Source organism: Streptomyces sp. JLSY215 (assembly GCF_059682825.1).
This window is the reverse complement of record NZ_CM185022.1, coordinates 232,943-249,002: the sequence shown is the minus strand read 5'-3', so window position 1 is coordinate 249,002 and position 16,060 is coordinate 232,943. Positions and strand designations below refer to the sequence as shown.

The following is a 16,060-nucleotide window of genomic DNA, read 5'->3' as shown; positions in this document are numbered from 1 at the left end:
ATCACGGCCCCCGAGGGAGTCGCGCAGCGGCGGCATCGCTCAGCGATGCCGCCCGCCGCCACGAATTCAGGGCGATGCCGATCGGCTGGGCGGCGAGGCGGCAGCCCGGGGCGCGCCGGCGGGAAGAGGACGAGCCGCCCGAGCAGACCGAGCCGCCCGAGCAGACCGAGCCGCCCGAGCAGACCGAGCCGCCCGAGCAGACCGAGCCGCCCGAGCAGACCGAGCCGCCCGAGCAGACCGAGCCGAGCCACTCGGTCGCTGCCCCGAACTGTGTCATCGGATCCGGTGCAAGGTAAATGCGTCGACAGCGCCCCTCCGCGCCCGGCAAAGTGGCCGCCCGTGACGAGCAGTGAACTGTGGACCCGTGCGACTGCCGACCGCTACGACGCCGAGGAGACCGAGATGTCCTCGGCCGCCGTTCTCGGACCGACCATCGCCTTCCTCGCCGAGCTCGCCGGAGACGGCCGGGCACTGGAGTTCGCCATCGGAACGGGACGGGTGGGCGTCCCTCTCCGGGAACGCGGCGTGCCGGTAGCGGGCATCGAACTGTCCGAGCACATGACAGCGGTGTTGCGGCGCAAGATCGACGAAGACACGCTTCCCGTCGTCATCGGGGACATGGCCACGACCGTCGTCTCCGGCGAGTTCGCCCTGGTCTATCTCGTGTACAACACCATCACGAACCTGCTCACACAGGACGAGCAGGTCGAGTGCTTCCGCAACGCCGCACGTCATTTGGGGCCCGGCGGCCGATTCGTCATCGAGCTGGGTGTGCCGCCGCTGCGATTCCTGCCGCCGGGCCAGGTCGCGGTGCCGTTCGATGTCTCCGAGCAGCATCTCGGTTTCGACACCTTCGACCTGGTCGAGCAGATTCTCGTCTCGCACCACTTCACCCGCGACGGCGACGACGGCCGCTACCGCCGCGGCAACTCCCGGCACCGGTACGCCTGGCCGGCGGAGCTCGACCTGATGGCGCGGATCGCCGGGCTCGAGCTGGAACGTCGCGTCGCGGACTGGGACGGTGCGCCCTTCACCCAGGACTCCACGAAGCACATCTCCGTGTGGCGCAAGCCAACCTGAGGTCGGCCACCGGGCAGCCAACGTAAGGCATGCCTGTCTCGAAACTCCTGTCGGAGGCGACGAGCGCGGACTGGTGGCGGGGGCACGGCGGGGCACGGCGGTGGCCCGGCGGTGGCACGACCCGCAGGCCGGGGCTTCGATGGCGCGCAGGTCTACACGCAGTCGGGGCACCACGGGCCGAGTCTGCCCAAACGCCAGTCTCTTTCGTCGTTCTGAGTGCGCATCGTCTTGACCGTTCGATGCAGGGTGCAGGCGAGGCCGAAGGTGGGCGGGTCGCCGCGACGTACGACCTGGGCGTGCTGCTGCGGGTGGTCGTAGAGCAGATCCCAGCCCGGGACCGCGGAGGGGCCAAGGGGGACGACCCGGGGGCGTCCGTCGGCGTCGATCTGGAGGGGGCGGCGGGTCATGTCGGCTCCTGGGACGAGAAGCCCCCGGCGGTCGGGGGCTTCTTGCAATACCACACGCCGGCACTCCGTCCGAGACCGACGGGGCCTCCGCCCGCTACGGGGCGAGCTGCCTACTCCACCGCATACAGCAGCTTGTACTCGGCGCCATCCGCCCTGAAGTGCAGACTGCGTTCACCCGGCGTGTCCGTGATCCACTGCTTCCCGCGCTTGTCATCCCTGTCCGGGTCGTCGTCCTCCCAGAGCGAGACGGCAATCCTTCCCGTGAAGTCGCAGTCGTACTTGACGGTGTACATCCGGTCTCCCAGCACCGTTCCATTCCATACAGTGCCGCGATTCTGGACGACAAGCCTCGGCTCGTCGAAGCCGCTCCAGGCCTCAGTCGTGACGCACTTGAGCTTCTCCAGATAGAGCTTGGCCATACCGTCCCCTGTGCAGGATCCTTCTCGACACTTCACATACTGCCGAGCCGCAATAAACGATCTCTAAACGCTCTGGCGCGGTATTCGTCGCAGAAGCGACGCCCCGCCCGGGGAAGTCGAGCATCGACGCGGCCGGGCTGCCAGGGCCGGCCGCGTCCGGATCGAGGCCGGGTGTTGACCTGGTACCGGTCCAGAGGTGGGTGGCACCGGGCCGACGTGTCGGCGGTCGAAGCGCCGTCGGCGGAGACGTCCGCGGATGCTCCGTTTCGCAGGGATGAGGTGACGCCGTGCCGGGGGGAGCCGGCGGCGCGCTGCCGACTCCCCGCGGGCTACGGCAGGTTGGTCTGCTCCAGGTAGCAGGCCGACCCTGTGTGGCGGGCGCGGGCGACCGCGTGAAGTCGGGCGAAGGAGTGCGGAGACATCTCCTTCTGCCAGGCGTCCAGCGGTTTGACGGCGGCCTCGCTGTGTTCGCCGGGGTCCAGGACGATGCTGTCGATCTGCTGCCGGGTCAGTCGGCCGCCGTCGAAGATGAAACCGATCTTGTGAGTGGTCCACTCACCCAGCGGGGGCAGGAAGTGCACGGCCAGCAGACGGGGCTCGGCAGCCAGGCACAGGCCGGTCTCTTCGCGGCATTCGCGGAGCGCGCACTGCCAAGGGGTTTCGCCCGGGTCCATGTTGCCGCCGGGCCACTGCCACACGTGTGGCGGGTAGGCGGCGCGCAGTTGGACCGGACGGTCGGCTTCGTCGGTAACGTACAGGCATCCATAGACGGTGGCTTTCGGCAAGGTCGCGATGTACTGCTCGGGCGGCAGCCACGTGCCACTCATGCTGTCTCCTCCACGACGTGCGGTCGGCGGTTTTTGTGGTCATCGTCCGCCCCCGGCCTCCGCGAGGGCCACCGCTTCGGCCGAGGCCTGTGGAGCAGCGGGCCGGCCCGGCCACTGGAAGACCAGGCGGGAGGAGGGCTTCTCCAGGATGTGGCCGGCGGGAAGTTCGTGGTCGGGAGTGCCTGCGGGGTACGCGGACATCTGTGGGTAGCCGGTATGGCGCACGTGCTGGTCCCAGGCCCGTACGCAGGCGGCCATCCGCTCCGCCAAGAACGGTCCGGCCGGGCCGAAGGCGTGGACGACGAACTCGGAGCGGCGCTCTTCGGGCGTCTCGCCGGGCTTGACCAGGACATGAGTGAGGTAGGCCAGCGAGCCGTCCTCGGCGGTCGCGGCGGCGTCCGTGCCACGTGGGAGGGCGACCGGACCGGTGTCCCGGGTGCCGGCCAGTCGGCAGAACCGGGGCAAGGTGGTGGCTGCATAGAGCTGGAGCGTCTCGAACGACTCCATGCCCGCAACGGTGACGCCGGTGGGCAGCTCGTGCCGCGGGCCTCGCAATGCCTCCTCCAGGCCGACGACGTCGGGGGGTGTGCCGTCCTCATGGCGCAGCTGGAGTTCGCCCCCGGCCAGGTCGGTGGTCGGGGTGGTGCGGGCGGTGGCGCCGCGGTCGCGGACGAACCCGCAATACCTCCAGTCCCGCGCGTGCAGCACGTCGCCGTGACGCTGGAGCGCGATGACGCGGGTATATCCGTGGATCTCCAGTGGCAGCACCAGGTACCGGCCTTCGGCGAGCTGCGCTCGCCACGCGGGTGCGATGTCCCAGCAGTTGTGGGTGATGATGCTGCCGTCGAACCCACCGGGCGGCATGTGGCGGGGCGCGCCCCGGCTGCCGTCGCCCAGGAGAACCGTCACCTGCCCGCGGCCGGCCTCGGAGGTGAAGCGCTCGGTACGGTGGACGACGTACGGGTCGAGGTCCATGGTGACCACGCGCCCGGCCGGGCCGATGACGTGGGCGATCAACTCGGCGTTGTAGCCGCCGGAGCCCGACTCGAAGATCGTCATCCCCGGTTCCGGGCGCAGCTTTTCGAGCATGCCCGACTGCAGCCAGGGCGCGGACACGGAACTGACGGCAGTCCCGGCCTCGTCCCGGCGGGTGACGACGGCCAGGTCGCCGTCGTAGGCGGTCCGCAACGGGCTTTCCGGGGTGAAACGGTGCCGCGGAACCGTCCGCAGCGCGCCCTGGACCGCGGGCGAGGGCGCCCAGCCCCCGGCGATGACGCGCTCGGCCATCTCCTGCCGTAGGCGAACCGCTTCCGCCGGTTCGCCACCGACGGCGGGAGGGGCGATGGCGTGCGGGTAGGCGTGCACCGGCGGCAGGCCGGGCAGGACGCCGGGCCACACCGCCTCCAGAGCCTGGGCGGAGGGCGCGAAGATCGAGCCGAGGCCGGCCAGGGCGTGCAGGTCGTGCCACTCCCACCGCCGGAAACGGTCCGGCTCGGGCAAGCCCGGCGTTCCGCCCCACACGCTCACGCGGACCACCGCGGACAGGCGCCGCACCTCCGCACGGTCGTCGTGGAGGATCGTCAGCAGGTGCGCGTCCTCGGCAGCCGCCGTCAGGCCGGTCTCCTCGGCCAGCTCCCGCACCGCTGCCGCAGGGGCGGACTCGCCGAACTCGACGTGCCCGCCGGGCAGTTCCCACATGCCGCGCGTCGAGCGACCGAGCAGCACGCGTCCGGAGCCATCGGTGACCACCGCGCCCACACCGACCACGGCCTGCGGATCCGGCCGGCCCTTCTCGACCACGTTGAAGGCACGCTCCGGGCTGCGCAGCACGAGGACCGCCAGCCCCTCCGCGTCGAACCTCGCCACCTGCGACCACCCTTCGGCCAGCAGGCTGATCTCCTCCTCGTCCAACGCGATGTCCCGCCGCTCCTGCGGTGTGGCCGCCACCACGAGCGTGACCACCACCAGCGCGCCGCCCGGCCGCAGTCGCGCGCCGAGGTCGTTCAGGACCCGGGCGCGGTCGTGCAGGAAGGGGAACATCAGGCGCAGGGAGATCAGGTCGTAGCCGTCTTCACTCAGCTCCGCCGGATCGTCGTGCTCGATGTCCCGGCACAGCCACCGCACGCGCTCGCTCCCCGCCCGTTCCTTCCGGGCGCGTGCCAGGGCGCCCTCGGCGAAGTCGACGGCATCGACGGTGTAGCCGAGTTCGGTGAGGAAGACGGCGAGTTCGCCGGTGCCGCAGCCCAGTTCCAGGGCCCGCCCGCCGTCCGGGGCGGGCGCGTGCCGGGCGATCAGGTCTCGTTCGCTGTCGCGGAGTGGGCGGAAGCCGCGATTGTCCAGATAGTGCTGGGACCAGTCGGCTCGGTCGTATGCCACGGATTCGCTCCTTGCCAGCGGGTGCGGGTCCGGTCGCGTCTGATCTGGTCGCGTCCGGTCCGGTCGCGTCCGGTCCGTTCCTCGACTCGTCTCGGCTGTCATGACCAGCCCATCTCCGTGTAGAGGCGGCCTGCGCGGATACCCGCGATGGCGGCCCGGGTTTAGGGCACGGTGCGCGCGGGGAGGGCGTCCGGATGCCACCAGCTCCAGCTCGTGCATTTGTCGGGCTCCCGGATTTCCGGCGTTCCTGACCACCTGCGGGCCCGGAAGACCATGGCCATTCGGGGCCGGCCGCCTGGTGTGTCCACGAGGTGGACGACGTGGGCGAGTTCGACCTCGCCCGGCGCGATCAGCAGCCCCGCTTCTTCGTGTGCCTCGCGGACAATGCAGGAGAGGGCGGACTCCTGCTCGCAGTGGCCGGCCAGGAAGTGCCAAGTGGACCCGGCGAAGGCGGAGTCGGGGTGGCGCAGACCGAGCAGGACCTCTCCAGCGGTGTTCTCCAGATAGAGATGCGCACCGATGACGTTGAGGACGGTTCTTCCTCCTCCGGACTGTCCTGCCGGGGCGTAGGGGCGGCAGGTGGCATCGGCGGCCGTCGGGGGAGTGGGCCCTGGGCTGCGGGTGTGGAGCGGCTCGGCGTGGCGGTGGACCAGGTCACGCAGGTGCCGCAGGTACGCGCCGGAATCGTTGTGGATCAGCGCCGATGCATGCGCCGGTGGGAGCTGGTTCGGCAGGGCCGGGTCGGTCTGTGAGGACGGCTCGGTCTGTGAGGTCGGCTCGGTCATGGGCGCACCGTCCCGGTCTCGGTGTCGGACGCCATGGATGCGGCTCGGTAGCCGGCGGCCTGGAGGGTGAACATCTGGGCGTAGTCGCCTCTCAGGGACATGAGTTGCTGGTGAGATCCCGACTCGGTGATCCGCCCGCCGTCGAAGACGTAGATGCGGTCGCACTCGACGACGCTGGCCAGGCGGTGGGAGATCAACACGGTGATCCGGTCGTCGCGGAGTTCGTCGCGCAGCACGGCCCGGTAGACGTCGTGTTCGGCGCGTGGGTCCATGCTGGCGGTCGGCTCATCCAGCAGCAGCACGGGGGCGTTCTTGTAGAGACCTCGGGCCACGGCGATCTTCGCCCACTGGCCGGCCGACAGTTCCTGGCCGCCGCGGAACCGCTTGGACAACAGCGCCTGCCAGGTGCCGGGCAGCCCGGTAATGACCTGATCGGCACCGGCGGCCCGCGCCGCGTCCAAGGCGCGCTGCGGATCCGCCTCGGTGAGCGTGCCGGTGGAGATCGTGAGGTTCGCCAGCGCGCTGAAAGGAAAGTGCACCGGGTCCTGCAGCACGGTGGCCACACGCATCTGAAGGGACTCGGTATCCAGGTCCGTCGTCGCCACCCCGTCCCAGAGGACCGCGCCGTCCTGCGGGTCGTAGAGGCCGGCGAGCAGTCGTGAACAGGTGCTCTTGCCGGAGCCGTTGAGGCCGACGAAGGCGACGGTCTCCCCGGCGCACAGGGTCATGGAGATGTCAGCGAGCGCCGGGGCGTCCTTGCCGGGGTAGGTGTAGCTGACGTTCCTGAGGGTGATCGTTTTGACGGTCTCGGGGGCGGTCCGCTCGCGGTGGCGGGGCTGCAGCCTGCGGCATCGCTCCTGGAAGGAGAGGAGGTCGGTCACCCAGATCGCGTGCTCGTAGACGAGGTGGGCGACGTCGACGAAGCGGGTCAGGGAGGTCTGCGCGGCCTGGATGGCGATGACTGCCCCCGCGCCGGCCGCCAGGGGGAGCCATCCCGCGATCAGCATGGCGCCCAGGGCGATGTAGGTGACGCCGGCGCCGGTTCCGCCCAGAGCGCGTCCGGCCAGTGTCATCAGAGCGGCGTGCACGCCGAGGCGGGTGTCCTCTTCGGCGATGCGCGAGGTGAGGCGTTGGTGCTCGTCGAGGAGGGCCCGCTGGGCGGTGTCGGCACGCAGTTCGGCGGCGGAGTCGCGGTCCAGCAGGAGCCAGGAGAAGACCCGCACCCGGCGCTGAAGAGCGTTCCACCGCGTGAAGCTGTGGAAGCGCGCCCGCGCGGTACGTACTGCCGCGGCTCCCACGGGCAGGACCGACAGAGGAAGCAGGGGGAGCAGCAGGGGGTGCAGGACGGTCAGGACGCCGGCCGTGCCGATGAGCCCGAGGAAGGCGGACGCCAGTGAGACGACCTGGCCGACGATCTGCCGCGCGTAGAACAGCCCGCGGTCGTTGGCGCGGAAGGCGTCGTCGTGCCAGTCCGAGTCGTCGACCACCTCCAGGCGCACATGCGCGGTCAAGTGGAGGAAATCGCTTTCCAAGGCCGTGCGGATCTTGGGCGTTACCCGGGCCTCCGCGACGGCCACCCCTGCCTCGAGAAGGGCCCGGGTGGAAAGGAAGGCCACCACGAGCAGGATCTGCGGCACGGCGGAACGGACCTTGTCCGGCGTCGGCCCCTGGGCGAACAACTGGTGAAGGACGGCGACGGAAGCTGCCAGGCCGAAGGCAGCCATCGCCGCGGAGACCAGCTGGAGCACCACCACGGCCACCGTTGCCGGGCGGTCGGCCTGCCAGGCCAAACGGCCGATCTGCCGCACGATGCGCGGGAGCTGCCCGAGGATCTGGCCGACCGTCGCCTTGGCCGCGGCGCCGTCGTGGATCGACCAGTACGCGTCTTCGAGATCGTCGGTGAGGTTCTCGCTCGTCGGTCCCGCCGGCACCTCCGCCGGTGGCAGCGCCAACGGTTCACACCGGGGTGTGGGCACCTTTGCCCGCGGCCCCGCGGTGGCTGCCGACTTGTTGTCCTCGCTCATGCTCCCCACCCCGCATCCGGTCGTGATGAGCGGCGAGCGCCAGGCGGGGAAGCGTCAACCAGGCGCCCCTCGAGCGTCAGGGGCAGGGCGGGAGCCGACGGCCGCCGTTCGAACGCGTCGGGACCATGCGCAGGCACGGCTACGGGATTCACGGTCTCTCCAAGAGGGTGGGCGATGAGTACAGGTGCTCTAAAAACGGCCCGGATCGCGCCCCGTAACGGGGTATTCGGGGGCAAATAGTGAACGCATGTTCTGTTCTCTGGTGGAGGGTGCGGGGCGGTTGGCGTGCGGGTGCTTGGGGGGACTCGAACGGCTCGAATCACCCTTTCGAGGTATTGCGGCCGTCGGCCTTGGACGCGGTGTTGCGACTCGTCAGCGCCGGTCGCGGGCATGGCGGGGAGGGCACCGGCGGATTTCTGCCACTGCCCTGGCCTGGCTGTCGGATCAGGCGGCCGGATGCCCTGCGCTGCGTCCTGATGCGGTGAGCACGGCGTCGAGTTTCTGCTTCAGCGTGCTCGTCAGGTGGGGGCGGGGCACGCCCCTGCAGGCCGTACGGTTCGAAGCGCCGCCGGGGTCATCCCCCGCAGGCGCGGGGAGCAGTTGGTCGGCCCCTCAGAGGAATCAGACCACTCTGTCGAAGGTGGCTGAGCCGCCGCTTGCCTCAGGCATCGTGGACAACTCGCTTGTGAGCGCCCGACGCGCCGCGGTGACGAACTCCCCGGTGCTGGCAAACCGAGCGCGGAGTGCTTCGGAGCGTGCTGACGGATCGATTTCAGCAGCGCTGCCTGTCGCACCCGAAGGGGAGGCGACGATGCGCGAGTGGATCCGGTACTCCTCACCTATGCTGCGCACCACTTCGGCTCCCCGCTCGGCGATCTCTTCAGGTCCGACCAGCCGAACCCGGACGTACGCCTCATCCAGCGCCCTGCGGGCAGCAAATCCCTCTTCCCAGCGCCCCGTATCTGAGAACGATGGGACGAACCACCCATGGTCCAGCACTCGATACGCCTCGTCGGCCTGGGAGAGGAACCGTTCGTACGCCTCACGGCGCATCTCGCGCACGTCGACTGCTCGCCGCTCGGCCCGTTCCTCGCGTGCCAGCTCTCCCTGATGCCGCAGTTGCCGACCGGTCACCCATGCCGACGCCGCTCCGGCCAGTCCTGCAGCGCTGAGCGTCGACAGGGAGGTGATCAGTGCAACAGCGATCGTGTCGTTCATGGTGGCCATTGTTTCCCTTCGATCGACCCCGGATCAGGCGAACGACTCCGTACAGGACCCTGGAGCCCTGCAACTGGGCAAGCGGGGCGAGGCGTGCCAGTGAGGCCATGGGCCACGTCGCTCAGGACGTCCGCCGGCTGTGTTTCCGGCATCCTCCGGAAATCCACCGGCCAGCACCAACACGCCCCCGGACAACGGAAAACGGCTCACCGAAGGGTCAGTACTTCCACACGTCCCGGCCTCGTGCCCGGCAGTGTGGGGCAGCGCCCAGGGAGGGCGAACCGTCCGGTCTTCCGACTGGGTGAGGCGATCAGGGAGGACTCCGACATGCCCCTGGCCAAGGCCACAGCCAACGCCGTAGCCAACGCCGCAGCCAACGCCGAGACTGAGGTGCTGATCGTCGGTGGCGGGCCGGTGGGGCTCACCGCCCGAGCGCTCCTGGAACGCTGGGGCGTGCGGGCATTGCTGGTCGAGAAACACCGCCAGTTGACGCCCTTTCCACGCTCCCGGCTGGTCAACGTGCGCTCGATGGAGATCTTTCGCCAGCTCGGGCTGGCCGCCAGGATCACCGCGGCCGCGTTCGCGCCGGAGTACGGCCGCATCCGCTTTCGCGACACCCTGAACGACCGCGACTTCGCCACAGCGGCGATGGTCGGGGTCAACGCGCCGGTACCCGAGACCCCCGTGCTCGGTGTGGTCACCTCGCAGGACCGAATGGAACCCACCCTGCTCGCCGCGGCCCACACACCGGTACGGTTCGGGGCCGAGCTGATCGACCTGACCGAGGAAACCGACAGCGTCATGGCCCTGCTCGTCGACCGTGACAACGGTGCCGAGACTCGTGTCCGTGCCCGTTACGTGCTCGCCGCCGATGGCGCGAACTCCCCCGTCCGGCACCTGCTGGGAATCGACACCACGGGCCCCGGAACGCTGGGGGCGTCACCACCGTCGTGTTCGACGCAGACCTCGACCGCTGGTGCGCCCGCCGGCCCGCCGGGGTCTACTTCACCGCGCACGGCTCGTTCCTCCCGCTCTACCCGGAAGGGGGCTGGTCCTGGTTCGCCCCCACCCCTGAGGACCCGGCGCGCGCCGACTGGCCCGCTCTCGTCTCACGTGCCCTCAGCCCTGGCGCCGGGGTACGGGTCGAGGTGCTGCGGGTTCAGCACTGGGTGATGAACGCGTTCGTCGCACAGCGCTTCCGCCACGGCCGGATCCTGCTGGCCGGCGATGCCGCGCATGCGATCCCCATCATCGGCGGCCTGGGCATGAACGCCGGCGTCGCCGATGTGCACAACCTGTGCTGGAAACTGGCGGGCGTTCTCCACGGGTGGGCCGGACCGAGCCTGTTGGAGTCGTACGAGACCGAACGACAACCGGTCGCCCACCAGACCCTCCAGCAAGCAGTGGCCAACACCCGGCTCTTGCTCCAGGTGCAAAACCGGCGCCGCGACCAGCTCCAACGCGGCGAAGCGACGGCGGACGGGATCGAACTGCCGTGGACGGAGGAGTACTTCGCCCAACTCGGTCTTGTGCTCGGCGTCGCCTACCACTCCGACGCCGTCCTCACCGACGCCGTCCTCACCGACGCCGTCCACACCGACAACGGCACCCCACCCGAGCCGCCCCTCAGCGGCACGGACTACATCCCCACCACAGCCCCGGGCCATCGCATGCCACACCTCTGGCTCAGGACCGACACCTCCACGCTCGACACCCTCGGCGAGCGGTTCACGCTCCTGACCTCGGACCCCGCCCGATGGGAGCGGCAAGCCCTCGCCGCCACCCCCTGGCCACTGGGCATCGAGACCCTTCCGCGCGAGCACATCAACCTCTGCGGCCTCCACTCACACGGAGCACTGCTCATCCGACCCGACGGCCACATCGGCGCCCGCTGGGGCGACCACCCACCGACCGACGCCTCCCTACGCGACGCCCTCACCACCATCACCCGCGCGACGCCCCCCTGATGGCTCAGCACCGAATGACGCCGACGGTTGAAGACCGAGCGCCGCCCGCAGGCGCCGGGCGGGGAGGGGCGGAGACACGTGCATACGGGCTCGCCTGCCTCAGTTCACCTGGTGCCTGTCCGGTCGAATGTTTCGGGAACCGACAGGGTGTCCCAGCGGGTGACGGGCCAAGCGACGACCACCGCCCGTCCGACGACGTGATCGACGGGCACCATGCCACGGCCGGGCCCGTGCTGGTGGTAGCGGGAGTCCCAGGAGTCTTGCCGGTGGTCGCCCATCACCCAGATGTGCCCGCTGGGCACCCTCACCTTGAACTGACCGTCCCGGTCGGTGCTGCACGGGGTATTCCCGGGGAACACATAAGGCTCCTTGAGCGCCTTTCCGTTGACCTTCAATGGGCCGGTTCCCTTGCATTCCACCGTGTCGCCGCCGACGCCGATGACACGCTTGATCAGGTTGTCCTCGTCGGCGGAGGGCATCAAGCCGATGGTGGCGAGGACTGTCTGTACCGCATTGGGCCGCGCTTTCGGCTGCCCGGCCAGCCAGTGGGCCGGATCGTGGAAGACAACGACCTCACCCCGTTCGGGCTGTGCGCCGAACCATGGGGTGAGTTTGTCCACGAGCACGCGGTCGTGGAGCTCCAGTGTGTTGCGCATGGAGCCGGACGGAATGGAAAACGCCTGCAAGAGAAACGTCTTGATCAGCAGGGCAAGCACCAAGGCGATGCCGACAAGGATGGGCAGCTCTTTCCAGAACCGACGCGCCCCCTTCTTCGGCCCCTGATGCCCCGCACGCACACCTTTTCCGTCTCTGTGCTCAGTGCTGTGCTCGGTGCTGTGTTCAGTGCTGTGTTCAGGGCGACGCTCGGGGTGCTCCTCAGCGCCCTCGTCCACCGGTCGCGAGTTGATCGCCAATTCCCCCACATCCACGGTTCATGTCGAGCTGTCGCCTCTTCGCTGCGCAGCGCATGCCCGCCCCCAGACCCGGCAGGTAACGCAGCATACGCATATGTTTCATCCGGTTTCCTTAAAAGTGCGTCTCAACTGGCTTGATCACTGGGCTGACTGCCGTGATCGCGATGGTCGAGGGCCTGGTTCCCGGACGAGTCGGGGGAGTTGTACCAGCGGGTGGACCCGGCTGCTCCGGTACGTCCGCAGGGTGGTGGCCGCCGTCGATATGCGGATCGACCGGTGCTGGCGGTGCTCGAATTCGTGGCCACGACCGGCAGTACGTGGCGGCGGGTTGTCGTCGGTCCACGGCCTGTCAGGTCCTACCGCGAGGTGGCCGCCGGGCGGCGAGGGCGTCCCCCACCGGCGGTTCGCCGAGTGGAGCGGGGCCCGAGCTGAAGCGCCGACCGCAGACGGCTGAGCCGGTCGACGGCCAGCTCGTCGACCGCCGCTCTGATGGTCGGCGGCTCACAAACTCAGCTGGCCAAAGTGCCCTGGTGGAAGTAAAGAGGAACCGGGGCCGGCAGGTTCACGTGCCGGCCCCGGCAGTGTCAGCCATTCATGGCCGCCCAGAACTCCTCGAAGGACATCTGGCGGTCGCCGTTCGTGTCGAGCGAGTCGATCAGCTCCTGGGCCTGCGACTCGGTGATCTCCGAGCCTTCCAACTCCGCCACGACCTTGCGGTATTCGTCCGCGGTGACCTGGCCGTCCCCGTCGATGTCGTAGCGCTCGAAGACCTTGCGCGCCGCCGTCTCCACGATGTCTGCCATGTGCTCCGCCCTTCTGTGATCTTCGCTGACGGGTCCAGATTATCCGTCCGCTCGGAGCAACCCGGGCGCGCCCGACCTGCTTGGCTGCAGCGGGCCGAACTCGCTGCTCGTTGCCCTCATGCACCCCCCGGACTGCCTCGGCACCTCGCACGGCGACCTCGCCCGGCCGAGTGAGCCCCGGCTGACGGCACGAGCCCCCACCCGTCACCCCACCCGTCACCCCACCCGTCACCCCACCCGTCACCCCATCCGGCCGTCGAGACTCCACCCACAACAACCCTCGCACCAACACCGCGGCCCTGCACCAGGCAAATAGGGAGACACGGGGGGTGCTCGAGGTGAAGAGGGCGCTGGAGATGAAGACGACTTCTGAACGACTCTCTTCGATCGGTCACATTTCCTTGTCGCGATCCGTCAGGGCAGTGACAGCAACATGAAAGCCCGAAGGAGACGGCGATGGAATCACGTTCGATCACGGCGGAGTACCCGATGGTTCCGCGGATGGCCGACGACCCTGGGGAGCTCGTACCCGAGCTGGCAGCGGTGTCGGCGGCGCTGTTCAAGGTCACCGGCAATGGTTCGGTACCGCGCTCCACGATCAGCCTGGTCCAGCTGCGAGCGGGCCAGATCGTCGGCAGCACCTACCTGACCGTTCTGCACACCGGCTTCCTGCGCAAGGCAGGGGAGTCGGAGGAGCGCATCACATCGGTGGCCTCCTGGCAGGACTCGCCGTATTTCACCGGTGCCGAGCGTGCCGCTCTGGCACTCGTGGAAGCCGTACTTCAGCCGTCCACGCACGGCGAGAGGGTTTCCGACGCGCTGTATGCCCAGGCAGCAGAGCACTATGAGGCCAAGGCGCTCGCCACCCTGATGTTCGCGATCGGCCAGGTCAACTTCTTCATCGCCGTGGCGCTCATCGCCAAGCCGGTGCCCGGCCGGTCGTTCACCGACCCGTGGAACTGAGACCGCCTGGGTAAGGCTCGCCGTTCGGATCCTGTGCGGGATCCGAACGGGCCGACCCGCTGACGCTATCGAGCACCAACTGGCGCGTCGTGCGACCCGTCGGACAGGTCCTGCGTGTCCTTCCGGTCTGTGCCGGAAGGACACGCGCGGGGTGATTTCGGGGTTCGCGTGTGGTGTGGTCTGGCGTAGGACACCAAGTTGGCGAGCAGTTCGCGGGCTCCGGGGGTGTTCCGGACGACGTCCTGGCCGCGGGGGCGGGGGCCGCTCAAGTCGAGGATGTCGCGGGCGGCGGCCAGGTCGCGGAGCCGGTCGCGGAGGGCGGCGGTGTTGGCGGCTGCGAGGTACTTCCGCGACGTAGGCAACTGGGGGCGCTGCATTCCGAGACCGTCGAGGTGAGACGTATCACTCCCTGGGTATTTCGGGTCGGGCGTGCGCGATCATGATCGGAATGGACGCTCGTTTTCTTGGCATAGCTGAGCTGGTCGAGGCCCCATCCGTGGCGGTCGTGGTCGACGTCATGCGTGCTTTCACCGTGGCTGCCTGGGCTTTTGCCCAGGGGGCGGAAAAGATCGTTCTTGCTGAGTCGCTGGACGAAGCCCTGGCGCTCAAGGCTCGCCACCCGGATTGGCTGGCGCTCAAAGACGGTCCGCCCGCGCCTGGATTCGACATGGTCAACTCGCCGGGCCTGCTGCGGTCTGTCCACCTCGGCGGACGGACCGTTGTGCAGAAGACCACGGCAGGGACGGTCGGCGCCCTTGCGGTCAAGGAGGCGTCGCTGGTGCTGTGCGCCAGCTTCGTCGTGGCGGAGGCAACCGCTCGGCTCTTGCGGACCAGAAAGAGTGGCAGCGTCACGTTCGTGGTCACTGGCGACGATGGACAGGCCGATGAAGATCTGGCGTGCGCTCAGTACATCGCTCGGAGAGCCACCGAGGCTGGGACGGATGCGGCTGGGTTCCTCCGCCGCGCCGGCGAATCGCGCGCCGCCGCCGAGCTGGCGGAGGGTGTGCGTCAAGGAGTCCATCCTGACGACGTTGCACTCTGTCTTGAGGTCGACCGGTTTCGCTTTGCCATGGTGGCGACCTTGGAAGACTCGCTCATGGTCCTCCGTCCGTGCGCTGTGCCTTCGTTGACCGACAAGGCTTTGATCTGATCGCTGGTGAGGTCCAACTCTCGCCATGCGAGAGCCGGCGTCCGGTCGGGTACGCGGCATCAGCTGCATGTCCCGTTGACGGTGGTTCGGGTGGCGGCAGGTGACTGACCGGAGCGGTGCCCACAGTGACCGCGAGTACGGGAGGAGCCGCTGGGAGCGGAGGGTTCAGCGCAGTCGGCGTGCGCGCAGCACCAGGTCGTCGGTGTGGTGCGCGCCGGCGCCGCCGTCGGGTGCCACGCGTGGCCGCTGCTCGTCCACCTCCACCCGCCAGTCGTCGTCGAGTACGGCGGCGACCATCGAGGGCCGGACGTAGTCAGCCGGGTCGAAACCGCTGTCGTGCGCCTGCCGGGTGTCCATCCCCGCGTGGTGTACGAGCAGCAGTACACCGCCGACCGCGACGGCCGCGAGCAGCGCTCGCTCGGCCGCGGCGTCGGGAGTGCGCAGCAGGGCCGGGTACTGCGCGGAAACCAGGTCGAAGGAGGCCGGAGGGAGCGCCGCTTCCGTCAGTGTGGCGTGCACCCAGCGAACGGCCAGGCCGGCGTCCCGCGCATGCCCGGCCGCCCGCTCCAGCGCTACGCCCGAGACCTCGAGCGCGGTCACGTCCCAGCCCCTGCGCGCGAGCCAGACGGCGTCCGCGCCCTCACCGCAACCGACGTCGAGCACCCGCCCGGGTGTGAGCCCGGCGACCTCGGCCACGAGCGCACCGTTGGGCTGACCGCTCCACAGCTGTAGCCGGTCGGCGTACCGGTTGTCCCACTCCATCCGCACCGCGGGGTCGCCGATGTACCCGTCGGCAGGCGAGGGGGTGTCGGACGTCGGCGATCCTGCTGTGATGTGGTCGGTCATGGGCCCACCATCACCCTCACGTCCCGGTCACGCCACTCCTGTTGCCGATCCGGCAACACGACGGCCGAGTGGCGTCACACCGTGTACGGTGCCCGCCGGGCGGTATCGCGCCGGCACGCCCTCGATCGGCATTGTCCGTAGCAGCAGACCCCTTGCGGGTACGGCCGTCGCGCCGCCGCTTACGGGCCATTCGGCCGGACCGACGTCCTCTCATCGCTACGCGACGGGGACGAGCTGCCGGACCGTCTCCTGGAGGCCGTCCTCGTGTCGGGGACCGGGAG

Annotated in this window: 15 protein-coding genes and 2 pseudogenes; 7 read left to right on the top strand and 10 right to left on the bottom strand. The window is 69.4% G+C overall.

Features of this window, described 5'->3' with window-relative positions; genetic code table 11:
* The first annotated feature begins 74 nt into the window (after positions 1-74).
* Positions 75-296 carry a hypothetical protein gene (locus AC5677_RS01270; protein WP_497193106.1) on the top strand — a complete coding sequence of 74 codons (222 nt, stop codon included), beginning with the start codon at positions 75-77 and terminating at the stop codon, positions 294-296.
* Between the two features lie 43 nt (positions 297-339).
* Complete coding sequence (locus AC5677_RS01265; protein ID WP_497193105.1) at positions 340-1,080, top strand: class I SAM-dependent DNA methyltransferase; 741 nt, start codon at positions 340-342, stop codon at positions 1,078-1,080.
* Between the two features lie 152 nt (positions 1,081-1,232).
* Here AC5677_RS01265 and AC5677_RS01260 read toward each other — a convergent pair whose 3' ends face one another.
* The 7 genes from AC5677_RS01260 to AC5677_RS01230 form a co-directional block, all read right to left on the bottom strand.
* On the bottom strand, positions 1,233-1,487 hold the full coding sequence (locus tag AC5677_RS01260; protein ID WP_497193104.1) for a hypothetical protein: 255 nt from the start codon (positions 1,485-1,487) through the stop codon (positions 1,233-1,235).
* A 110-nt stretch (positions 1,488-1,597) separates the two neighbouring features.
* Positions 1,598-1,906, bottom strand: coding sequence for a hypothetical protein (locus tag AC5677_RS01255; protein ID WP_497193103.1), 309 nt, complete (start codon positions 1,904-1,906; stop codon positions 1,598-1,600).
* A 329-nt stretch (positions 1,907-2,235) separates the two neighbouring features.
* On the bottom strand, positions 2,236-2,733 hold the full coding sequence (locus tag AC5677_RS01250) for an NUDIX domain-containing protein (RefSeq protein ID WP_497193102.1): 498 nt from the start codon (positions 2,731-2,733) through the stop codon (positions 2,236-2,238).
* A gap of 39 nt (positions 2,734-2,772) precedes the next feature.
* Complete coding sequence (gene fxlM / locus AC5677_RS01245; protein ID WP_497193101.1) at positions 2,773-5,109, bottom strand: methyltransferase, FxLD system; 2,337 nt, start codon at positions 5,107-5,109, stop codon at positions 2,773-2,775.
* A 161-nt stretch (positions 5,110-5,270) separates the two neighbouring features.
* A complete protein-coding gene (locus AC5677_RS01240) occupies positions 5,271-5,894 on the bottom strand; it encodes an NUDIX domain-containing protein (protein ID WP_497193100.1) in 624 nt (207 codons plus the stop codon).
* Positions 5,891-7,918: an ATP-binding cassette domain-containing protein gene (locus AC5677_RS01235; RefSeq protein ID WP_497193099.1), complete on the bottom strand. Its 2,028-nt coding sequence runs from the start codon at positions 7,916-7,918 to the stop codon at positions 5,891-5,893. Before AC5677_RS01235 ends, AC5677_RS01240 begins: the two co-directional genes overlap by 4 nt.
* A gap of 621 nt (positions 7,919-8,539) precedes the next feature.
* Entirely contained in the window at positions 8,540-9,136 is a 597-nt protein-coding gene (locus AC5677_RS01230) for a hypothetical protein (protein WP_497196967.1), read from the bottom strand.
* Here AC5677_RS01230 and AC5677_RS01225 point away from each other — a divergent pair.
* Both AC5677_RS01225 and AC5677_RS01220 read left to right on the top strand, forming a co-directional pair.
* Positions 9,029-10,479 (top strand): annotated as a pseudogene (locus AC5677_RS01225) (FAD-dependent monooxygenase); the annotation flags it as partial. The gene AC5677_RS01230 and the pseudogene AC5677_RS01225 overlap by 108 nt on opposite strands.
* A 327-nt stretch (positions 10,480-10,806) precedes the next feature.
* Positions 10,807-11,103, top strand: coding sequence for an aromatic-ring hydroxylase C-terminal domain-containing protein (locus AC5677_RS01220; protein WP_497196944.1), 297 nt, complete (start codon positions 10,807-10,809; stop codon positions 11,101-11,103).
* A gap of 104 nt (positions 11,104-11,207) precedes the next feature.
* Here AC5677_RS01220 and lepB read toward each other — a convergent pair whose 3' ends face one another.
* The gene (lepB, locus tag AC5677_RS01215; protein WP_497196943.1) at positions 11,208-12,026 is read right to left on the bottom strand and encodes a signal peptidase I; all 819 of its coding nucleotides are present in this window, start codon (positions 12,024-12,026) and stop codon (positions 11,208-11,210) included.
* A gap of 192 nt (positions 12,027-12,218) precedes the next feature.
* On the opposite strand from lepB, the pseudogene AC5677_RS01210 reads away from it, so the two are divergent.
* Positions 12,219-12,453 (top strand): annotated as a pseudogene (locus AC5677_RS01210) (hypothetical protein); the annotation flags it as partial.
* Positions 12,454-12,601: 148 nt separating this feature from the next.
* On the opposite strand, the gene AC5677_RS01205 reads toward AC5677_RS01210, so the two are convergent.
* Positions 12,602-12,820, bottom strand: coding sequence for an EF-hand domain-containing protein (locus tag AC5677_RS01205; protein WP_030796600.1), 219 nt, complete (start codon positions 12,818-12,820; stop codon positions 12,602-12,604).
* 456 nt (positions 12,821-13,276) lie between these two features.
* Here AC5677_RS01205 and AC5677_RS01200 point away from each other — a divergent pair, with 456 nt between their 5' ends.
* Both AC5677_RS01200 and AC5677_RS01195 read left to right on the top strand, forming a co-directional pair.
* Positions 13,277-13,783 carry a carboxymuconolactone decarboxylase family protein gene (locus AC5677_RS01200; RefSeq protein ID WP_497193098.1) on the top strand — a complete coding sequence of 169 codons (507 nt, stop codon included), beginning with the start codon at positions 13,277-13,279 and terminating at the stop codon, positions 13,781-13,783.
* Positions 13,784-14,231: 448 nt separating this feature from the next.
* Positions 14,232-14,933 carry a 2-phosphosulfolactate phosphatase gene (locus AC5677_RS01195; protein WP_497193097.1) on the top strand — a complete coding sequence of 234 codons (702 nt, stop codon included), beginning with the start codon at positions 14,232-14,234 and terminating at the stop codon, positions 14,931-14,933.
* 165 nt (positions 14,934-15,098) lie between these two features.
* Here the strand turns inward: AC5677_RS01195 and AC5677_RS01190 are convergent, their stop codons facing one another.
* Entirely contained in the window at positions 15,099-15,779 is a 681-nt protein-coding gene (locus AC5677_RS01190; protein ID WP_497193096.1) for a class I SAM-dependent methyltransferase, read from the bottom strand.
* Positions 15,780-16,060 lie beyond the last annotated feature (281 nt).

Bases quoted from the DNA above. Each gene is read 5' to 3' on its own strand.
- AC5677_RS01250 (WP_497193102.1), bottom strand. From the start codon at position 2,733: ATGAGTGGCACGTGGCTGCCGCCCGAGCAGTACATCGCGACCTTGCCG.
- AC5677_RS01220 (WP_497196944.1), top strand. From the start codon at position 10,807: ATGCCACACCTCTGGCTCAGGACCGACACCTCCACGCTCGACACCCTC.
- AC5677_RS01235 (WP_497193099.1), bottom strand. From the start codon at position 7,918: ATGAGCGAGGACAACAAGTCGGCAGCCACCGCGGGGCCGCGGGCAAAG.
- AC5677_RS01240 (WP_497193100.1), bottom strand. From the start codon at position 5,894: ATGACCGAGCCGACCTCACAGACCGAGCCGTCCTCACAGACCGACCCG.
- AC5677_RS01255 (WP_497193103.1), bottom strand. From the start codon at position 1,906: ATGGCCAAGCTCTATCTGGAGAAGCTCAAGTGCGTCACGACTGAGGCC.
- AC5677_RS01195 (WP_497193097.1), top strand. From the start codon at position 14,232: ATGGACGCTCGTTTTCTTGGCATAGCTGAGCTGGTCGAGGCCCCATCC.
- AC5677_RS01205 (WP_030796600.1), bottom strand. From the start codon at position 12,820: ATGGCAGACATCGTGGAGACGGCGGCGCGCAAGGTCTTCGAGCGCTAC.
- AC5677_RS01270 (WP_497193106.1), top strand. From the start codon at position 75: ATGCCGATCGGCTGGGCGGCGAGGCGGCAGCCCGGGGCGCGCCGGCGG.
- AC5677_RS01200 (WP_497193098.1), top strand. From the start codon at position 13,277: ATGGAATCACGTTCGATCACGGCGGAGTACCCGATGGTTCCGCGGATG.
- AC5677_RS01190 (WP_497193096.1), bottom strand. From the start codon at position 15,779: ATGACCGACCACATCACAGCAGGATCGCCGACGTCCGACACCCCCTCG.
- AC5677_RS01230 (WP_497196967.1), bottom strand. From the start codon at position 9,136: ATGAACGACACGATCGCTGTTGCACTGATCACCTCCCTGTCGACGCTC.
- AC5677_RS01260 (WP_497193104.1), bottom strand. From the start codon at position 1,487: ATGACCCGCCGCCCCCTCCAGATCGACGCCGACGGACGCCCCCGGGTC.